The 19,358-nt window shown below is 37.6% G+C and carries 14 protein-coding genes, 1 pseudogene, 1 riboswitch and 1 other annotated feature; of the genes and pseudogenes, 9 read left to right on the forward strand and 6 right to left on the reverse strand.

Annotation, left to right across the window (positions count from 1 at the left end):
* Positions 1 to 64 precede the first annotated feature (64 nt).
* On the reverse strand, positions 65 to 1,651 hold the full coding sequence (gene pckA / locus ACHZEU_RS19345; protein WP_404803651.1) for a phosphoenolpyruvate carboxykinase (ATP): 1,587 nt from the start codon (positions 1,649 to 1,651) through the stop codon (positions 65 to 67).
* Between the two features lie 389 nt (positions 1,652 to 2,040).
* Positions 2,041 to 2,159, forward strand: a riboswitch (SAM riboswitch).
* A 258-nt stretch (positions 2,160 to 2,417) separates the two neighbouring features.
* Here pckA and metK point away from each other — a divergent pair.
* The gene (gene metK / locus ACHZEU_RS19350; protein ID WP_054549913.1) at positions 2,418 to 3,614 is read left to right on the forward strand and encodes a methionine adenosyltransferase; all 1,197 of its coding nucleotides are present in this window, start codon (positions 2,418 to 2,420) and stop codon (positions 3,612 to 3,614) included.
* A 179-nt stretch (positions 3,615 to 3,793) separates the two neighbouring features.
* Here the strand turns inward: metK and ACHZEU_RS19355 are convergent, their stop codons facing one another.
* The gene (locus ACHZEU_RS19355; RefSeq protein ID WP_016994472.1) at positions 3,794 to 4,306 is read right to left on the reverse strand and encodes a gamma carbonic anhydrase family protein; all 513 of its coding nucleotides are present in this window, start codon (positions 4,304 to 4,306) and stop codon (positions 3,794 to 3,796) included.
* 133 nt (positions 4,307 to 4,439) lie between these two features.
* Between ACHZEU_RS19355 and ACHZEU_RS19360 the strand changes: the two genes are divergently transcribed.
* Together ACHZEU_RS19360 and ACHZEU_RS19365 are read left to right on the forward strand one after the other, a co-directional pair.
* A complete protein-coding gene (locus tag ACHZEU_RS19360) occupies positions 4,440 to 5,246 on the forward strand; it encodes an alpha/beta hydrolase (protein WP_054549914.1) in 807 nt (268 codons plus the stop codon).
* A 126-nt stretch (positions 5,247 to 5,372) separates the two neighbouring features.
* Positions 5,373 to 6,881, forward strand: coding sequence for an alanine/glycine:cation symporter family protein (locus ACHZEU_RS19365; protein ID WP_404803653.1), 1,509 nt, complete (start codon positions 5,373 to 5,375; stop codon positions 6,879 to 6,881).
* A gap of 62 nt (positions 6,882 to 6,943) precedes the next feature.
* Here the strand turns inward: ACHZEU_RS19365 and ACHZEU_RS19370 are convergent, their stop codons facing one another.
* Together ACHZEU_RS19370 and ACHZEU_RS19375 are read right to left on the reverse strand one after the other, a co-directional pair.
* A complete protein-coding gene (locus tag ACHZEU_RS19370; RefSeq protein ID WP_048391092.1) occupies positions 6,944 to 7,522 on the reverse strand; it encodes a class I SAM-dependent methyltransferase in 579 nt (192 codons plus the stop codon).
* Positions 7,519 to 8,475, reverse strand: a pseudogene (locus ACHZEU_RS19375) (TIGR01212 family radical SAM protein). Before ACHZEU_RS19375 ends, ACHZEU_RS19370 begins: the two are co-directional and overlap by 4 nt.
* 225 nt (positions 8,476 to 8,700) lie before the next feature.
* Between ACHZEU_RS19375 and ACHZEU_RS19380 the strand changes: the two are divergent.
* From ACHZEU_RS19380 to leuS, 4 genes are all read left to right on the forward strand, one after another.
* Complete coding sequence (locus tag ACHZEU_RS19380; protein ID WP_404803654.1) at positions 8,701 to 9,879, forward strand: MDR family MFS transporter; 1,179 nt, start codon at positions 8,701 to 8,703, stop codon at positions 9,877 to 9,879.
* A gap of 147 nt (positions 9,880 to 10,026) precedes the next feature.
* Positions 10,027 to 10,374: a helix-turn-helix transcriptional regulator gene (locus tag ACHZEU_RS19385; RefSeq protein WP_048391099.1), complete on the forward strand. Its 348-nt coding sequence runs from the start codon at positions 10,027 to 10,029 to the stop codon at positions 10,372 to 10,374.
* 56 nt (positions 10,375 to 10,430) lie between these two features.
* Entirely contained in the window at positions 10,431 to 12,173 is a 1,743-nt protein-coding gene (locus tag ACHZEU_RS19390) for a SulP family inorganic anion transporter (RefSeq protein WP_404803655.1), read from the forward strand.
* 65 nt (positions 12,174 to 12,238) lie between these two features.
* Positions 12,239 to 12,449 (forward strand) — a binding site (T-box leader).
* A gap of 87 nt (positions 12,450 to 12,536) precedes the next feature.
* On the forward strand, positions 12,537 to 14,954 hold the full coding sequence (gene leuS, locus ACHZEU_RS19395; protein WP_404803656.1) for a leucine--tRNA ligase: 2,418 nt from the start codon (positions 12,537 to 12,539) through the stop codon (positions 14,952 to 14,954).
* Positions 14,955 to 15,089: 135 nt separating this feature from the next.
* Here the strand turns inward: leuS and ACHZEU_RS19400 are convergent, their stop codons facing one another.
* Positions 15,090 to 16,271 carry a NupC/NupG family nucleoside CNT transporter gene (locus ACHZEU_RS19400; protein WP_048391105.1) on the reverse strand — a complete coding sequence of 394 codons (1,182 nt, stop codon included), beginning with the start codon at positions 16,269 to 16,271 and terminating at the stop codon, positions 15,090 to 15,092.
* Between the two features lie 349 nt (positions 16,272 to 16,620).
* Between ACHZEU_RS19400 and ACHZEU_RS19405 the strand changes: the two genes are divergently transcribed.
* Entirely contained in the window at positions 16,621 to 17,142 is a 522-nt protein-coding gene (locus ACHZEU_RS19405) for a sigma-70 family RNA polymerase sigma factor (protein ID WP_115674329.1), read from the forward strand.
* A complete protein-coding gene (locus ACHZEU_RS19410) occupies positions 17,129 to 18,064 on the forward strand; it encodes a hypothetical protein (protein WP_404803657.1) in 936 nt (311 codons plus the stop codon). The genes ACHZEU_RS19405 and ACHZEU_RS19410 overlap by 14 nt, the downstream gene beginning before the upstream one ends.
* A gap of 35 nt (positions 18,065 to 18,099) precedes the next feature.
* Here the strand turns inward: ACHZEU_RS19410 and ACHZEU_RS19415 are convergent, their stop codons facing one another.
* Positions 18,100 to 19,338 (reverse strand): permease, encoded by a 1,239-nt coding sequence (locus tag ACHZEU_RS19415; RefSeq protein WP_404803658.1) that lies wholly within the window; start codon positions 19,336 to 19,338, stop codon positions 18,100 to 18,102.
* Between the last annotated feature and the right edge of the window lie 20 nt (positions 19,339 to 19,358).

Genomic DNA, 19,358 nt, shown 5'->3' on the forward strand with positions numbered 1-19,358 from the left:
GCATAGAGAAAACAAAAAGACAAAGGGAACGAATAAATTGTTCCCTTTGTCTTTTATATAGACGTTATTTTAATGGACCACCAAGTGTAGTGATGGCTTCAGAAACGTTCGAGAATTTCTTGAAGTTATCGTTGAATAAGCCTGCAAGCTCAGCAGCTTTTGCATCGTATGCAGCTTTATCTGCCCAAGCTTCACGAGGATTTAACACTTCTGAAGGTACACCTTCAACCGCTGTTGGAATGTGTAAACCAAACACAGCATCTTGTGTTGTTTCAACATCTGCTAATTTACCATCGATTGCTGCACGGACCATTGTACGTGTGTAAGAAAGTTTCATACGGCTACCTGTGCCATATTCGCCACCAGTCCAACCAGTGTTTACTAAGTATACCTGTGCACCGTGCTCGTCAATTTTTTGTCCTAACATTTCTGCGTATACTGTTGCAGGAAGTGGAAGGAATGGAGACCCGAAGCAAGTAGAGAATACTGGTTCTGGCTCAGTCACACCACGTTCAGTTCCAGCAAGTTTAGAAGTGAACCCGCTTAGGAAGTGATACATCGCTTGTTCTTTTGTTAATTTACTGATTGGAGGTAACACGCCAAATGCATCAGCTGTTAGGAAGATGATTGTTTTTGGATGACCTGCAACAGAAGGATCAACGATATTTTCAATGTATTGGATTGGATAAGCTACACGTGTATTTTCTGTTAGTGAACCATCATCATAGTCACAAATACGAGTTTCTGGATCAACAGCTACGTTTTCTAATACAGAGCCGAAGCGGATTGCATTGTAGATTTCTGGTTCTTTTTCAGCAGAAAGGTTGATTGTTTTTGCATAGCAGCCACCCTCAATGTTGAATACACCATTATCAGACCAACCGTGTTCATCGTCACCGATTAACTTACGATCAGGATCAGCTGATAACGTCGTTTTACCAGTACCAGATAGACCGAAGAATAACGCTACATCGCCAGCTTCACCAACGTTTGCTGAGCAGTGCATTGAAAGAATACCTTGTTGTGGTAATAAGTAGTTCATGATACCAAAGATAGATTTTTTCATTTCACCAGCATATTCTGTACCACCAATTAAAATAATTTTCTTTTCAAGTGATACGATGATGAATGTTTCAGAAGCAGTACCATCAACCGCAGGATCTGCTTTAAAGTTAGGAGCTGAGATGACAGTGAAGTCAGCAACATGAGAAGCTAATTCATCTGCTGTTGGACGGATAAATAATTGATGAGCAAAAAGATTGTGCCATGCGTATTCATTGATAACTTGAATGCTTAATTGTGAGTCTTTGTCAGCACCTGCAAAGCCTTTGAATACGAATAACTCGTCACGTTCTTTTAAATATTTTATTACTTTTACATATAGGTTATCGAACACTTCAGAAGAAATCGGTTGGTTGACTTTACCCCAGTCAATTTGATCTTTTGTGCTTTCTTCTTCTACCGTATATTTATCTTTAGGTGAACGACCAGTGTATTTGCCAGTTTCTGCACGAACTGCGCCATCTACTGTTAACATTGCTTCACCACGAGATGTAGCTTTTTCTGCTAATTGTGGTACTGAAAGTTGAACATTAATGTTACCGCCGTTTAATAATTCCTTCAGTTCGTTTGCAATTTCTACTGAATTCATCGATTAAATACCATCCTTTTTTATAGTATTCCCTTGATTTAGAGGGATTTTTTCTTAATTTCAAAAATAGTATAACACAATTGCTTAAATAATCTATACTAATTAAGAAATTATTTTAGAGTTTTTACCGCTTTTCAAGAAGCTGACAAAAAATAATGTTTTTCGAGTAGAATACCATCAATCCTACTGTAATTAGGCACGAAAATTGAGCCACACATATGTTACCACAAGTAGCTAGGTATGTTGTAGGGATTAATTTGCTTCTATTTACATCATCATCCAAGTATGAAAAGTTTTTGTGTAATAAGTTCTTTCCTTTCTATACAGTAATACATAAGAAAATATTTGACAACGTTCGACCTTTTCAGTAACATGAGATTGAACGGATACTCTTATCCCGAGCTGGTGGAGGGTCAGGCCCTGTGAAACCCGGCAACCTGCATGAACTATTTCACGACATGCGWTRGKGSYRAMSWKATGCAAGGGAACATCCCTTGAACGATAAGAGTGAAAGGTTACGCAGTCATTATTCCTTTCCTCATGTAAAGTAACGTGAGAAAAGGATTTTTTTATTGTTAAAAATCAATGTAAAGGTAAGTATATGTAGTTCTTTCCTTATTATAATGACGGATCTTTCGAAATCCTCGTGTTAAAAGCAGCAGTAACGGCTTGAGAGTTCAATCCTTAGGAGCGGACTTGACATGGGTAATGAGTACCGTATTCATACACAACTACTTATTGTAAGAGTATTTAGGAGGAAAACCAAATGACAAACCGTCGACTGTTTACATCAGAGAGTGTAACAGAAGGACATCCAGATAAGATTTGTGACCAAATCTCGGATGCCATTTTAGATGCTATTTTAGCAGAAGATCCAAATGCACGTGTAGCGTGTGAAACAACTGTAACAACAGGATTAGTATTAGTAGCAGGAGAAATTACTACTTCTACTTATGTGGATATTAAAGGTATTGTTCGTGACACTGTAGCTGAAATTGGCTATACACGAGGTAAATATGGCTTTGATGCTGAGAACTTAGCGGTGCTTGTGGCAATTGGCGAACAATCACCTGATATTGCTCAAGGTGTTGATCAGGCATTAGAGGCACGTGAAGGCTCTATGACAGATGCTGATATAGAAGCAATTGGTGCTGGTGACCAAGGCTTAATGTTTGGCTATGCATGTAATGAAACACCAGAGCTAATGCCATTACCAATTAGCTTGGCACACAAATTAGCACGCCGTTTAACAGAAGTACGTAAATCAGGTGAACTTGCCTATTTACGTCCTGATGGTAAAACGCAAGTAACGATTGAATATGATGACAATAATGTACCGGTTCGCGTGGATACAATTGTTATTTCAACACAGCATGATGAAGAAGCAACACTTGAACAAATTCAAGCAGATTTAAAAGAATTTGTTATTGCACCAGTCGTACCGAGTGAATTATTAGATGCTAATACGAAATACTTCATCAATCCAACTGGCCGTTTTGTAATTGGTGGGCCAAAAGGTGATGCTGGATTAACAGGACGTAAAATCATTGTTGATACATACGGTGGTTATGCACGTCACGGTGGTGGTGCCTTCTCAGGTAAGGATGCAACCAAGGTAGACCGTTCGGCGGCATATGCAGCACGTTATGTAGCGAAAAACATCGTAGCAGCTGGCTTAGCAGAGCGTGCTGAAGTGCAACTTGCCTATGCGATTGGCGTTGCTCAGCCTGTTTCCATTGCTGTCGATACATTTGGCACAGGTAGAGTGAAAGAAAGCGAGATCGTTGAATGGGTACGCGAGCTATTCGATTTACGCCCAGCAGGTATCATTAAAATGCTTGATCTTCGTCGTCCAATTTATAAACAAACTGCTGCGTATGGACATTTTGGTCGTACAGATTTAAATGTACCATGGGAGCAAATTGATAGAGCAGACGCGCTACGAGAAAAAGCACGTTTATAAACTATTGAACTAAAGTAATGAAGTCATTAGAAAATTATTCTGATGTATTAATAAGCAAAGGGGCAACATTGCTCCTATTGTTCATCTCACTTAACGACCACAACAGGATTCGTGAACATATTCGGTACACGACAACGCGAGGGATTTTTTCGTTAGTATTGATTTTTTGTGTAGGTTATTTATTTCTGAAGTGATTTATAATATTGACCTTTTTCTGCGTATTCTCGTACGATGCGTTCCATATCCTCTTTATCTTCAGCATTTAATTCTCGGACAACTTTTGCTGGACGACCTAATGCTAAACTATTTGGAGGAATGACTTTACCAGGAGGTACTAGGCTTCCAGCTCCAATAAATGCACCTTCTCCAATCTCAGCTCCGTCTAAAATAATGGATCCCATACCAATTAAGGCATTTTTGCGAATTGTACAACTATGTAAAGTGACTTGGTGTCCAACTGTTACCTCATCTTCAATAATGAGCGGATATTTTGGGCTTTGGTGTAAACAGCAAAGATCCTGGATACTGACACGTTTACCAATAATCGTTGGGGAAACATCACCACGAATAACCGTATTAAACCAAATAGTTGTTTCGGCGCCAATTGTTACGTCGCCCGTAACAGTTGCGTAATCAGCAATGAAAACAGACGGATCGATCTTTGGCGTTTTATCTTTAAATGGATAAATCATGAAAATCGCCTCTTTTCTTTCTATAATGTAGTATTATCGTATCAAATACGCAACTTTATGGAAATATAAAATTAAAATGTGCTATTTATTTCGATATAATCAAAGTGTAATCATTTTTTAGGAGGACTATGTAATGTGGAAATGGGAAGCTGATGGACAAGCAAAAGCTGTGATTGCTATTCTTCATGGTGCTTATGAAAATCACCGTTGGTATGCATGGCTGATAGAGAAATTAAGATTAGAAGGCTTCCACATAGTCATGGGAGATTTACCGAATCATGGAGGTAATGCAAGGTTTGCTCGAGTCCATGATGAAGACTTCAAATTGTACAATAAGTATACAAGAAACCTGATTGAAAATGCTTTTTCATATAATTTACCAACCTTTGTAATAGGGCATGGACTAGGTGCAACATTAATCCTCCATACACTGCAAAAGAGACAATATGAATGTGCAGGCATTATTTTAACATCACCTTGGTTGCAACTAAAGCTATTACCAGGTAAATTAACAAATGCTTTAACAAGTCTAAGTGCGTTAACAGCCAATGTTAAGTTGACACATGATATTACATTAGAGAAATTAACGCGTAGTGTTGAAGGCAGAGAAGAAATGAAAGATGATGTACCCCTCATGTCTGTTGTTTCTGTGAAATGGTATCGAGAACTTCAGCAGATGATGAAAAATTTAGTGATGCTACCTAAAGGTGAAATGCCTAATATGCCTATGCTAATTATGACTGCTGAGAAGGATAAAATTACGGACACTCGCCAAACTCGAAATTGGCTTCATCAACAGGAATTCACGGAATTTCAGTTTAAAGAATGGGCAAATTGTTATCATAATTTATTTCATGAGGGAGAGCGCGAAGAGATTTTTATGTATATACGAGATTTTATTAATAATGCTCTTCGAAGAATTGGTTATATAATTAAATAGGTTTATACCCTTCCATTTACTAGGTTACTTACTTAAATATTGTTANTGTCTTGTGGGATTGGTTGTTTCATAAGGGTGTAATACTATAATGACTTAAAGTAAGGTAATTCAAATTGGAGGGGTAAMATGGATGTAATTGTAGAGAAGTTGAATGGTATTTTATGGGGACCATGGTTTATTTATGGCATCTTATTAATTGGGTTATTTTTCTCAATTATTACAAGGTTCCTACAAGTAAGGCACATTAAAGATATGTTTGTTTTAATGTTTAAAGGGGAGAAGTCAGAAAAGGGAATATCTTCATTCCAAGCAATGTCTATCGCATTATCAGGACGTGTAGGTACAGGTAATATTGCTGGTACTGCGACCGCGATTGGAATGGGAGGACCTGGTGCTGTMTTTTGGATGTGGGCAATCGCTTTCATAGGTGCGGCTACCGCGTATGTAGAGTCAACATTAGCTCAAATCTATAAAGAAGAGAAAGATACAGAATATCGTGGTGGACCAGCCTTTTACATAGAAAAAGGAATGGGCCAAAAATGGTTTGCAGTTATTTTTGCTGTGGCGGCTTTAATAGCAATGTTAATTTTGATGCCTGGTGTGSAGTCGAATGCCATCGCAGGTGCTGTTGAAAACGCTTTCGGTTTGGAAACATGGATCACAGGACTTATTATTGTTGTTTTATTAGGTGCTATTATCATCGGGGGTGTTAAATCAATCGCAAATGCTGCCCAGATTATTGTACCGTTTATGGCATTAGCCTATATCATTATGGCCATTATCATTATTTTTATGAATATTTCACAAGTACCAACGGTTATCGGATTAATTTTTTCTAGTGCATTTGGGGCTCAAGAAATTTTTGGAGGCATTATTGGTTCAGCGATTGCTTGGGGTGTTAAACGTGGAATTTACTCTAATGAGGCTGGTCAAGGAACTGGTGCTCACCCTGCGGCAGCTGCGGAAGTATCACATCCTGCTAAGCAAGGAATTGTACAAGCGGCGTCTGTTTATATTGATACATTATTAATTTGTTCTGCTACGGCATTTATGATTTTATTTACAGGTATGTACAATGTACAAGATGAAAAGGCAGCTGAGGGAGCAGATCCATTTATCCATATTGGAGAATTTAATAGTGGTGGATTAGCAGGCGATGAGCAAATGACTTTTGCGAAAAGTATTGAAGCAGGAGCAGCCTATACACAATATGCAGTTGACTCATCATTACCTGGCTTTGGTGCTCCATTTGTAGCCATTGCGTTATTCTTCTTTGCCTTTACAACAATCATGGCTTACTACTATATTGCAGAGACAAATGTCGCTTACTTATTTAGAGGTAGCACAGAAAAGGTATTCATTTGGATTGCGAAAATTGCCATTTTAGTTGCAGCCTTTTATGGTACAATCCGTACGTCTGGTCTTGCATGGGCAATGGGAGATGTAGGTCTTGGTTTGATGGTTTGGATTAACGTTATAGCTATTTTAATTATCATGAAACCAGCTATTGTCGCATTAAAAGATTACGAGAAACAGAAAAAAGAAGGAAAAGACCCAGTCTTTGATCCTCGTAAACTAGGAATTAAAGGTGCAGATTTCTGGGTTGACTATAATGAAAAACGCAATAACAAGTAGATAAAGAGCAAGGGCGATCAGCTAGTTTGATAGAAACTAGCTGATCGCCTTTTAGCATGTAATTATTGAATAGGATGTTCTTTCATTTTCTCTAATGCAATGACGAAGGGTGGATCATTTTGTTGATTCAGAAATGCATATTTTAAGACATGAACATATTTTTGTGGCAGTTGGCTTACATAATCAATGACCTTATCACGCTCTTCTTTTCCACCTGGATGACCATGATAAATAACAAGAACAATCAAACCGCCYACTTTTAAKAGCTTTAATATATTCTCAATGGCTTGGATTGTTGTATTAGGTCTTGTAATAATATCATGGTTGCTACCAGGTAAATAGCCGAGATTGAAGATTGCCGCAGTTACTGGCTTGTGTACAAACTGTGTAACTTCTTCATGTCCTTTATTTAAAACGAGTGCTCGATGTTCTAAACCATGATCTAAAAGTCGGAGGAGTGTCGCGTCAACCGCCTCTTTTTGGACATCAAAGGCATAAACTTGCCCTTCATCCCCAACAAGCTGTGCCAGAAACAATGTGTCATGGCCGTTTCCAGCAGTTGCATCAACAACTGTATCTCCCTCTTTTATATTATCTTTTAATAACTGCTGGGCATATTGTAAAACGCGTTGTAGTATCATTTCATAACCTCTGCCTTATACAACTTCCCTTGCCAACTACCACGACGTTCAAGCTCAGCATCAATGCCATTCAGTACTTCCCATTTATTTACACTCCACATGGGTCCAATCATTAAATCAATCGGTCCATCACCTGTAATACGATGAATGACCATCTCTGGTGGTAAAATTTCTAATTGGTCTGCTACTAGTTTTGTATATACATCTTGATCTAAAAATTCTAGCATACCTTTTTCATATTGCTTCACCATAGGCGTTCCTTTTAATAGATGAAGTAAGTGGATTTTAATGCCTTGGACATCTAATTGTGCAACTGCTCGTGCTGTTTCCATCATCATGTCATAGTCTTCGAGAGGCAATCCGTTAATGATATGTGAGCAAACACGAATGCCATGCTTACGCAATTTTTCAACGCCTTCCACATACGTTGCATAATCATGGGCACGATTAATAAGATTAGCCGTTTTCTCATGCACCGTTTGTAGACCGAGCTCAATCCATAAATACGTCCGCTCATTTAGCTCTGCTAAATATTCGACAACATCATCGGGTAAACAKTMRKKMMGWKTWSYAATAGAAAGASCTACTACACCTTCTTGCGCTAAAGCTGCTTCAAATTTTTCTTTTAAAACTGGCAAAGGGGCATGTGTATTTGTGTAGGCTTGGAAATAGGCCATGTATTTGCCATCCTTCCATTTCTGGTGCATTTTGTCTCGGATTTCAGCAAATTGAACATCAATTGGATCTACCTTATTACCAGCAAAATCACCAGAACCTGCAGCACTGCAAAATGTACAGCCACCGAAAGCAACTGTGCCGTCGCGGTTAGGGCAATCAAAACCTGCATCTAATGCCACTTTAAATACTTTATGACCAAATTGGTCACGTAAATAGCGATTCCATGTATAGTATCTTTTCCCCTCTGAAGGAAAAGGAAAATTCGTCTCTGTCATTTATTTCACTCCTCTAACGCTCTATTCTATCATGTGCATTTCGTTCCGTCATGGGGTAAGGGTAATATCATGATTTGGATAAAGAAAAATGGAAAKGAACAAAACTAAATACGATTGAAAATAGGATAGAAGTCTTGTAAAAAAGGTAAAATTATTTTCCTTGTACTTTTAAGTATTTCAGCATACACTAACTATTTAGAGAAGCGAAATAATGGAGGTCATCCTATGCCAAAACGTGTTTGGTTTTTAATTATCGGAATGCTTGTGAACACAACAGGCAACTCTTTTTTATGGCCTTTGAATGCCATTTATATGCATGATTATTTAGGCAAATCTTTAGCTATGGCTGGTTTTGTCTTAATGCTGAATTCTGCTGCTGGAGTATTAGGTAATCTATTAGGTGGTTACTTATTTGATAGAATTGGTGGCTATAAAGCTATTATGCTTGGTATCCTGTTAACGATTGCTTCATTAATTGGCTTAACAATTTGGCACGGTTGGCCACATTATGTGTGGTTTTTAACGATACTAGGCTTTAGTGGGGGCATTGTTTTCCCAGGTATGTTTGCCTTAGCTGGGGCTGCCTGGCCAGAAGGTGGACGTAAGGCTTTTAATACTATCTATTTAGCACAAAATGTCGGTGTTGCTGTAGGTCCTGCCCTTGCCGGTATAGTGGCAGATTATCAATTTGACTAHGTGTTTAAAGTGAATTTAGGTATGTATATTTTATTCTTTTTCATTGCCTTATTTACATTTAAGCGTTTGGAGGCGGGCAGTATTGCACCTAAAAATGTCTTGAGCGAAAGTAAGCGAATCGTAAACAAGGCACCTTTCTATGCTTTGTTAATAATTAGTGCATCCTCCGTTTTATGCTGGCTAGCATATTCTCAATGGAGTGCAACCATTTCATCTTATACACAAGATTTAGGATTGGGATTAAAGCAATATAGCTTACTTTGGACAATCAACGGCCTTCTAATTGTCATTGGGCAACCACTCATTGCACCACTCGTAAAGCGGTGGGAACACAATTTAAAGCGCCAGTTAGTATTTGGTGTAACGCTGATTGCACTTTCCTTTGGTATTATTGCCTTTGCAAACGATTTTAAAATGTTTGGAGCAGCGATGCTTGTCTTAACATTTGGTGAAATGTTTTATACGCCTGCATTACCAACGATTGCTAATCAACTGGCACCAAAAGGTCGTCAAGGATTCTATCAAGGGATTATCAATAGTGCTGCTACTGGAGGACGGATGATTGGTCCACTATTTGGTGGTATTATGGTAGATCAATTTGGCATGATTCCTCTCGTTTTAACATTGGTGGTCATCGTACTATTGGCGATTATTCCATGTTTAACATACGATTATCCTTTAAAGAAGAACAAAATAGTAGCAGATTAATAATGTCGCACTGAAAAGAGCAAAAACGAGTGTTAAGCACTTGTTTTTGTTCTTTTTTTAATAGTAGATATTGAAAAAATGTTGTGACAGGATTACAATCATACATATTCAAATATTTGAATATGTAGTTATATGGAGGGATTTTTTATGGACGAGGGCTTACAACAGTTTAAAGCGGATTTTTTCAAAGCATTAGCACATCCGTTACGCATCAGAATACTTGAACTCCTTGTAGATGGACAGAAAAGTGTCAATGAGATTCAAGATTGCTTAGAGAAAGAGGGTTCTGCCGTTTCTCAGCAATTAAGTGTATTGCGTGCTAAAAATATTGTTTATGGCGTGAAGGAAGGAAAAAAAGTTTATTATTCTTTAAGTGACCCAATGATTGGTGCATTACTTGGGGTGGCAAAGGATATTTTTAATAACCATTTGGTTAATACCATTTCGAGATTAGAGGAAATGACAAGTAATGAAGGTGACGAAGAGAATAAGTAAATCAATGATGATGAAAAATTGGGCTTTGCTTATTATTTCGAAGGGAAGATTTATCTATGAAGTCACTGTTTACAGGACGCTTTGAAGGATATTCAGTTCAACATGTAAAGAAGGATTTATTGTCAGGGATTATTGTGGGAATCGTTGCTATTCCACTTGCCATGTCCTTTGCCATAGCATCGGGTGTGAAACCTGAATATGGGATTTATACGGCTTGCATTGCAGGTATTCTTATTTCTCTCTTTGGAGGTTCTAAATATCAAATAGGTGGGCCTACGGGGGCGTTTGTGCCAATTTTATTGGGGATTGTTCTTACCTATGGCTATGAAGATTTATTACTTGCGGGTTTAATGGCAGGGGTATTGCTTTGTGTCATGGGCTTTTTTAAGTTAGGGACTTTAATTAAGTTTATTCCACGTCCTGTAACAGTTGGTTTTACAGCAGGGATAGCAGTGATTATTTTTACAGGTCAAATCGCTAACTTTCTAGGGCTCACAAATGTTAAAAGGCATGAATATTTTATCGCCAACATACAGGAAATCATTAAGCAGCTTGGTACGACAAATACGTATAGTATTCTTACTGCTGTCGTATGCTTGGCGACAATAATGATAACTCCAAAGTTTTTTCCAAAGGTTCCAGGAGCATTAGCGGGTATCGTTGTCTCTACACTTATGGCAACTTTCTTCTTTTCAGGACAAGTTGCTACCATTGCAACGGCTTATGGGCAAATTCCTAATACATTACCTCATTTCGCCTTACCAAACATCACGCTCGAACGATTACAACAACTTATTGGCCCAGCGTTTGTCATTGCAATGCTAGGTGGTATTGAGTCTCTATTATCGGCAGTTGTGGCGGATGGGATGACAAATAGTAAGCATAACAGTAATCGTGAGTTAATTGGTCAGGGGATTGCTAATATTGTGACGCCTTTATTCGGTGGTATTCCAGCAACAGGCGCCATTGCACGCACAGCGACCAATATCAAAACAGGCGCAGTATCTCCTATGTCGGGTATCATTCATGGTGTGTTTGTTTTAATCACATTATTGTTATTAGCTCCATATGCATCTCATATTCCGTTAGCAAGCATGGCTCCGGTATTGATGGTCGTAGCTTGGAATATGAGTGAACGACATCATTTTTCACATATCGCAAAATTAAAATCAGGCGACTCACTGGTATTATTGATTACCTTTTTATTAACGGTATTCACKMGTCTTACATTAGCAGTTGAGGTARGGCTTGTGCTGGCTGTGCTATTATTTGCGAAACGYATGAKTGAAAAGCTTGTWGTTACAAAAGTACTTCCAGATCATTCAAATAAAAGTGAAAAGGTACAGCCACATGTAGTGCATCAGCAGCATGATTGCCCGCAAATTAGTATGTACACAATTGAAGGGCCGTTGTTTTTTGGTGCTGCACAAATGTTTGAACAAACGATTGAAAGTACTTTGCATCAGCAACCAAGAGTTTTGATATTACGGATGGGGAAAGTGCCCTTTATGGATTCTACTGGAGAAGCATATTTTAGTAATATCATTGAAAATTATACAGCACAGGGCGGTACTATTTTGGTAACGGGTGTGCAAGGAGATTTAAAGGATGCTCTTCAGCACAATGGACTTTACGATAAAATAGGCGCGCAGCATTTTTTTCAGCATACTGGAGAAGCGATTACAAAAGCTTTCCATTATTTAAACGTCAATCAATGTATTGGTTGTCAGCACTTTGCTTTTCATGAATGTCAGGATTTATCAAAGTCTAAGGAAGAAAAGGATTTAATTGTTCAGTAATGGGTAAGCTGTAAACAAAGGCTTGTGCTTTTCAATACTTTCCATTAGAATAAATGCAATATCATGTAAAGACTGTGATGAGGAATAGTAGATTTGTGGTTCTTTTTAGAGAGCTAGCGGTTGGTGGGAGCTAGTAAGAATGCAAGTTGAACTCGCCTTCTGAGTCTGCCCGCGTGAAACAGCGTGTGTCGTTTCTTCCGCGTTAAGGAAGCTTGAGCCGAGTGTAATCACTAATTTGGGTGGTACCGCGGGAGTACAWATTCTCTCGTCCCTTCTATAAGAAAGGGGCGAGTTTTTTTTATTTTTTAAATATTTTKTCAATTATGATGGAGAGCAGCACGATCAATCGAAGGAGGAAAAAAAATGAGTTTTAATCATGAACAAATTGAAAAAAAGTGGCAGCAATATTGGGCTGATAACAAAACATTTAAAACTGAAAATGAAACAGCGAAGCCTAAATTCTTTGCTTTAGATATGTTCCCTTATCCATCTGGCGCAGGACTACATGTAGGCCATCCAGAGGGGTATACGGCAACTGATATTCTATCACGCTTTAAACGTATGCAAGGCTATAATGTACTTCATCCAATGGGCTGGGATGCTTTTGGTTTACCAGCTGAGCAATATGCACTTGATACAGGGAATGATCCAGCTGAATTTACAGCTAAAAATATTGCGACATTTAAACGTCAAATWCAAGRGCTAGGCTTCAGCTATGATTGGGGTCGCGAAATTAACACAACTGATMCAGAGTATTATAAATGGACACAATGGATTTTTATCCAGCTTTATAAGAAAGGTTTAGCTTATGTAGATGAAGTAGCTGTTAACTGGTGTCCAGCACTTGGCACGGTATTAGCTAACGAAGAAGTAATTGATGGGAAATCAGAGCGTGGTGGTCATCCAGTAGAACGCAGACCAATGAAGCAGTGGATGCTTAAAATTACAGCCTATGCTGATCGTTTAATCGATGACTTAGAAGAAGTTGATTGGCCTGAATCTATTAAAGATATGCAACGCAATTGGATTGGCCGTTCAGAAGGGGCAGAAGTGACATTTGCCATTGACGGTTCTGATCAAAACTTCACAGTTTTCACAACACGTCCTGATACATTGTTTGGTGCTACATACTGTGTGCTTGCACCAGAGCATAAATTAGTGGAACAAATTACAACAGCTGACCAACGCCAAGCTGTTGAGGCTTATTTAGAGAAAGTTAAAATGAAATCTGACCTAGAGCGTACAGATTTAGCGAAAGAAAAAACAGGTGTATTTACAGGTGCTTATGCAGTGAATCCGATAAACGGTAAAAAAGTGCCGATTTGGATTGCTGACTATGTGTTAGTGTCTTATGGTACAGGTGCTATTATGGCGGTGCCAGCACATGATGAACGTGACTATGAATTCGCAACTGAATTTGGCTTAGACATCGTTCCTGTACTTGAAGGTGGAGACATTAGCAAAGAAGCATTTACAGGTGATGGTCAACATATTAACTCTGAATTCCTGAATGGCTTAAATAAAGCAGATGGCATTGCGAAAGCCATTGAATGGTTAGCGGAAAAAGGTGTAGGGGAGAAGAAAATTTCTTATCGTCTACGTGACTGGTTATTCTMCCGTCAGCGTTMTTKGGGTGAACCAATTCCAATGATTCATTGGGAAGATGGCACGATTACGCCAGTTCCAGAATCAGAATTACCTTTAATGCTACCAAAAACAGATAATATCCGTCCATCAGGTACTGGTGAGTCACCATTAGCAAATATTGAAGAATGGGTAAATGTTGTCGATCCAGAGACAGGTAAAAAAGGACGTCGTGAAACAAATACAATGCCACAGTGGGCAGGTTCGAGCTGGTACTTCCTACGCTATATCGACCCTACAAATACAGAGGCGATTGCAGACCCAGAGTTACTAAAACGTTGGTTACCTGTTGATATTTATATTGGTGGTGCGGAGCATGCTGTATTACATTTACTATACGCTCGCTTCTGGCATAAAGTTCTCTATGATTTAGGCGTTGTCCATACAAAAGAGCCATTCCAAAAATTATTTAACCAGGGAATGATTCTAGGTGAAGGTAACGAGAAAATGTCTAAATCTAAGGGCAATGTTGTCAACCCAGATGAAATCATTACGTCACATGGTGCCGATACATTACGTTTATATGAAATGTTCATGGGCCCACTAGAGGCTTCTGTTGCATGGTCTACAAATGGTTTAGATGGAGCACGCCGCTTCTTAGACCGTATCTGGCGTCTATTTGTCAGTGAAGAAGATGGCGCAATTTCAGCAAAAATTCAAGTGTCTAACGATCAATCACTTGAAAAATCATACCACCAAACAGTGAAAAAAGTGACAGAGGATTATGAAGGCATCCGCTTTAACACAGCTATTTCACAAATGATGGTCTTTATTAATGATTGCTATAAAGCTGATGTGATTCCAACGACTTATGCTGAAGGCTTTGTGAAAATGCTAGCTCCAATCGCTCCACATATTGCAGAAGAACTATGGCAACTATTAGGACACGATTCAACTCTTTCATATGAGCAATGGCCAACATATGATGAAGCAAAGCTTGTGGATGATGAAGTAGAAATTGCTGTACAAGTTGCTGGTAAAGTTCGTGCTAAGATCGTCGTAGCAAAAGATGCTTCAAAAGAGGATATTGAAAAAGTAGCACTTGCCGATGAAAAGGTTCAAGAATACATGGCAGGAAAGAGCTTAGTGAAAATCATCGTTATTCCAGGCAAACTTGTCAATATTGTCGTAAAATAAAGAGATATAAAGTAAAAATGTACATTACTAAATTCAATTTTAGTAATGTACATTTTTTAATTTAGAGCTTAAGCAATAAAATAAGGACTGCACCCATCTAACTGAGTGCAGTTCAATAAATAGCTCCTGATACAATTAAATAATCAATCCCACAATAATAGCTGTTAGGATACTTACGAGTGTAGCACCGTACAACAACTTTAGTCCAAATCGAGCAACGACATTCCCTTGCCTTTCATTCAAACCTTTTACAGCTCCCGAAATAATCCCGATTGATGAAAAGTTGGCAAAAGATACGAGGAATACAGAAATAATACCTAATGTACGTTCACTCATGGACTCGGCAACATCGCCAAGGTTAATCATAGCAACAAATTCGTTTGTTACTAATTTGGTTGCCATAATACCGCCAGCAGCCACAGCATCTGCCCATGGGATACCCATTAGGAAAGCGATTGGCGCAAAGATATAGCCTAATATTTCTTGGAAAGATATACCGATAATCATATCGAATAATGAATTGATTAAATCCATTAATGCTACGAAACCAATAAGCATTGCCCCAACAATGATGGCTACTTTAAAGCCATCCATAATATATTCGCCAATCATTTGAAAGAACGCTTGCTTCTGTTCATCTTCAATTGTTAAGATATCTTCTTTTTCATCCACAGTATATGGATTAATGATGGAAACAATAATAAATCCACCAAACAGGTTTAATACAATGGCCGTAACAACATACTTTGGCTCAATCATCGTCATATAAGCTCCAACTACTGACATCGAAACAGTCGACATAGCAGAAGCGCATAATGTATACATACGTTGTGGTGCAATCTTATCTAATTGCTTTTTAACAGTTATGAACACTTCGGATTGGCCTACCATAGCAGAAGCAACAGCATTATAGGATTCCAATTTCCCCATGCCACTTACTTTACTTAAAAATAAACCTACCCATTTCATCAGAAAAGGAAGAATTTTAAAATGCTGCAAGATCCCAATCAGAACAGATATAAAGACGATCGGTAATAAAACTGTTAAAAAGAAGGGTGATTCACCTTCATTTGCTAAGCCACCAAAAACAAATGATATACCTGCATTTGCATAGGACAATAAGTGATCAAACACTTTGGTGATTCCTTTGATTAGCACATAGCCGACCGTTGTATTAAGTAGTAAAGCTGCCAATAAAAATTGGATGATCAACATAATCACTATATATTTATATTTTATTTCTTTTTTGTTTTTACTCATTAATAAAGCTAAGGCAAAAACAAGTAACAATCCACAAAAGGATATTAAGTATCTCATAAGTTCCTCCATAAGTATCTGTGATAWTTTGTCCAGATGTTCCAATTTCAGAAGAACAGCTAAAGATCTTAATTAGTCAGACGTCAGACAAACAATCTCACTATAACAGTTTTTTTGCTAGTTATTCAATAGATAAAAGAAAAAAAGWATSCAACATGGCATMCAAATAAATTCACTCTTAAAAATKTAGKTTATTTCTTTAGGAGTTACTATTCATAAAAATACCCTCTTATTGTGTGAGGATTTTTTCTTTTTATGACCTTCATGTTAACGAAACTTTTCGATTTTTTTTGAAACCAACCAAGTTCGGATTACGACTATAGGGTGAATGTTTGTAGGAGGTGTTTGGATGAGTGAGCATTTAGTGGCCATTATGGAAGAACACGGAGAATATTGCTTACGAGTGGCTTATCTTTATGTAAAGGATTGGGCGATGGCAGAAGAAATAGTCCAGGATGTCTTTTTTTCTTATTATCTGCAGCAGGATCGCTTTGAACAAAGAGCATCTCTAAAGACCTATTTAGTTAAAATAACTGTACATAAAAGTCATGATTATTTGCGAAGCTGGAAAAATAAACGCCATCAACTGTTGGAAAAATTGCATATTGGTGCAAGTAAACGAACACCAGAAACGATGCTATTAGCACAGGATGAACGGACAACATTAACAAATGCTTTATTTGAGTTACCTATTACTTATAGAGAAGTCGTCATCCTTTATTATTATCAGGAATTAAAGGTTAGAGAAATTGCAGATATTCTTACATGTGCAGAAAATACAGTTAAAACCAGATTGCATCGAGCAAGAAAAATGTTACAGGAAAAATTAGCGAATAGTAAGTGGGAGGTGTTAATGAATGACAACTTTTAAAGAGAAATTGGATCAAGAACTTGGCGAAGCACCACGATTTACGAAATCCTTACAGGAGGATATTTTACGGCAAGTGCGGCAAACAAAAAAGACAAGACGCTGGTCATATCCTTTGATTATCATAGGCGCGATAGTTATGTTTCTATTGATAATAGAAATCGGTCCATTAGGGCAGATAGAGCAAACGCAACATGCTTCAATTGTTCAATTAGCACAGCAGCAATCAATAAAGAAATATACAATAATTTACAATTCGGATGAGGAGATCTTTAAGGCTGGAAGACCTGGGTGGGTCATTGGACAACGAGTAATGGAGCAAAGTTCAGAAAAAGTGTTATTACAACAACTATTACAGCAAGCTACAGTGACTCAAATGAATGAGCGTACTTTTTTTAGATTACAACGTGATGTCTGGGTAGAATTTGAAAAAGGTCAGGTTATGAAGCTGAAAATGTTCATAAACGACGAGGATATCGGAATTGTTGATTATGACAACAATTCATTTTATAAAGTAGAAAATAAAGATTTGGCCAAGGCTTATTTAGATCTTATTCTCAATGATGATGCTAAATTTGGAATGTCAGGTTTAATCGTTATGCTAGTTATTTTTCTAGCTATCCAAATGCTTGGCGATAAACTAATGAGGAAAATGTTTAATATACCAAAGGAGTATGTCAATAGTCATCATAGACGTGCTGTTTGGGCTATTAAAATTTTGAATACCATGATGCTCATGGTGATCATAATTAAAGGGTGGATTTTATTTACTGTTATCATTGGAGGATATTTAGTTGTCAGCCTTTTCAGCTCTATTTTCATTGACTATTACTATGGTCGARAGGAAAAAAGACATTATCTTTCCATTAGTTCGGCCATTGTTGGCTTGCTATCACTAATCCTATTTTTATTTTATATCAGTTAAATAACTTATAAACCTGAACCCGAATAATCTCGAGTTCAGGTATTTTTTTCCATCGTTTCAGTCTGAAGCATTAATTGATAAATACTCGAGATCATAAAGCTGGTAGCTAATCCGTAAAGCGTATTAAAGCTTAAACCAACACCAATTCCAATGATGATGGATAGCAGGATGACAAGCCAGCTATGCTTCTGAATATGGCGTTTCGTAAATAAAAGGANNNACACAAACGGTAGCATGGTCATGTDCAGAAAGGSAARAGAAWAAATAAYACMTAARWWMGTTAAATCGATAGATAAGAAACAGGTKARTAAAATAATCATCAGGCCAATCAAATAGAAATAATAGGKTCTTKTCGTCACAAAAAAACGTTTCGTTGCCCGCATGTCTACAAGCAAGGTTGTGACAATGGCTAATAGGACAATGACTAGAAAAGCAAATGTCAGAAAGCCTGGTTGTACTTCATATAAAAACGTAAAAATCAGTACTTGGAATTGGCCAAATGATCCGCTATATAGGGCAATCATTAAAATTGCCGTAAATGATAGCGTTAATAACGCTAAAATTACACCAGAGGAAAACAGACTGCTACGTACTTTTTTAGGTTTTATAAAGGCAATTAAATACCATGTTGATTTATCAAAAAATACTTGTCCTAAAACAGCAAGTTGAATAATGACATAGAACAGCAGAATTTCGCTATTTTTAAAATAAAATAAATAAGGGTGATATAAGCGAATACCCTCATATACGGTGCTTGCCCCATTTCGTCCATAGTAATAAATACCGACAAAGATAAGTAATGTCAGCGGAGAAATGAGTAATAAAAGATCCAAGCATAGTATACTTTTCACTGACATGATGCGGTCAAGAAGTAAGATGCCGATTAAAAAGAAAAAAAGTGTAATAGGGACTGGAATATTTAACATAATTTCAGACAATACACTAATGCTTATTAATTGAATAAGCCAAAGTTCAATACCTGTTAACAAGTAAAATAGACGTATAACCTTTAAATTCATTCCAGACAATTTACGCTGTATGGTAAAGAGCAAAAAGCTTTGTGTATGCTGATTTTGTGTGTAATCGCTCTTATTCAGCAATGAGCCAAGTATGATAAACGAAATAGCTGTTGCTAGTGTATAACAAATGCCCGCCATAAAACCAAAAGAAATAAGGGCTGAGGGAGAGGACAATAATAAATTACCATTAATCCATCTCGCTAAAAGAATAATGACTCCTGCTGCTGTGCTTAAACTTGCAAATGGAACGAGCAATGAAAACTTCCTTAGCATAC

Source organism: Lysinibacillus sp. S1, assembly GCF_044986265.1.
GTDB classification, from domain to species: domain Bacteria; phylum Bacillota; class Bacilli; order Bacillales_A; family Planococcaceae; genus Lysinibacillus; species Lysinibacillus capsici.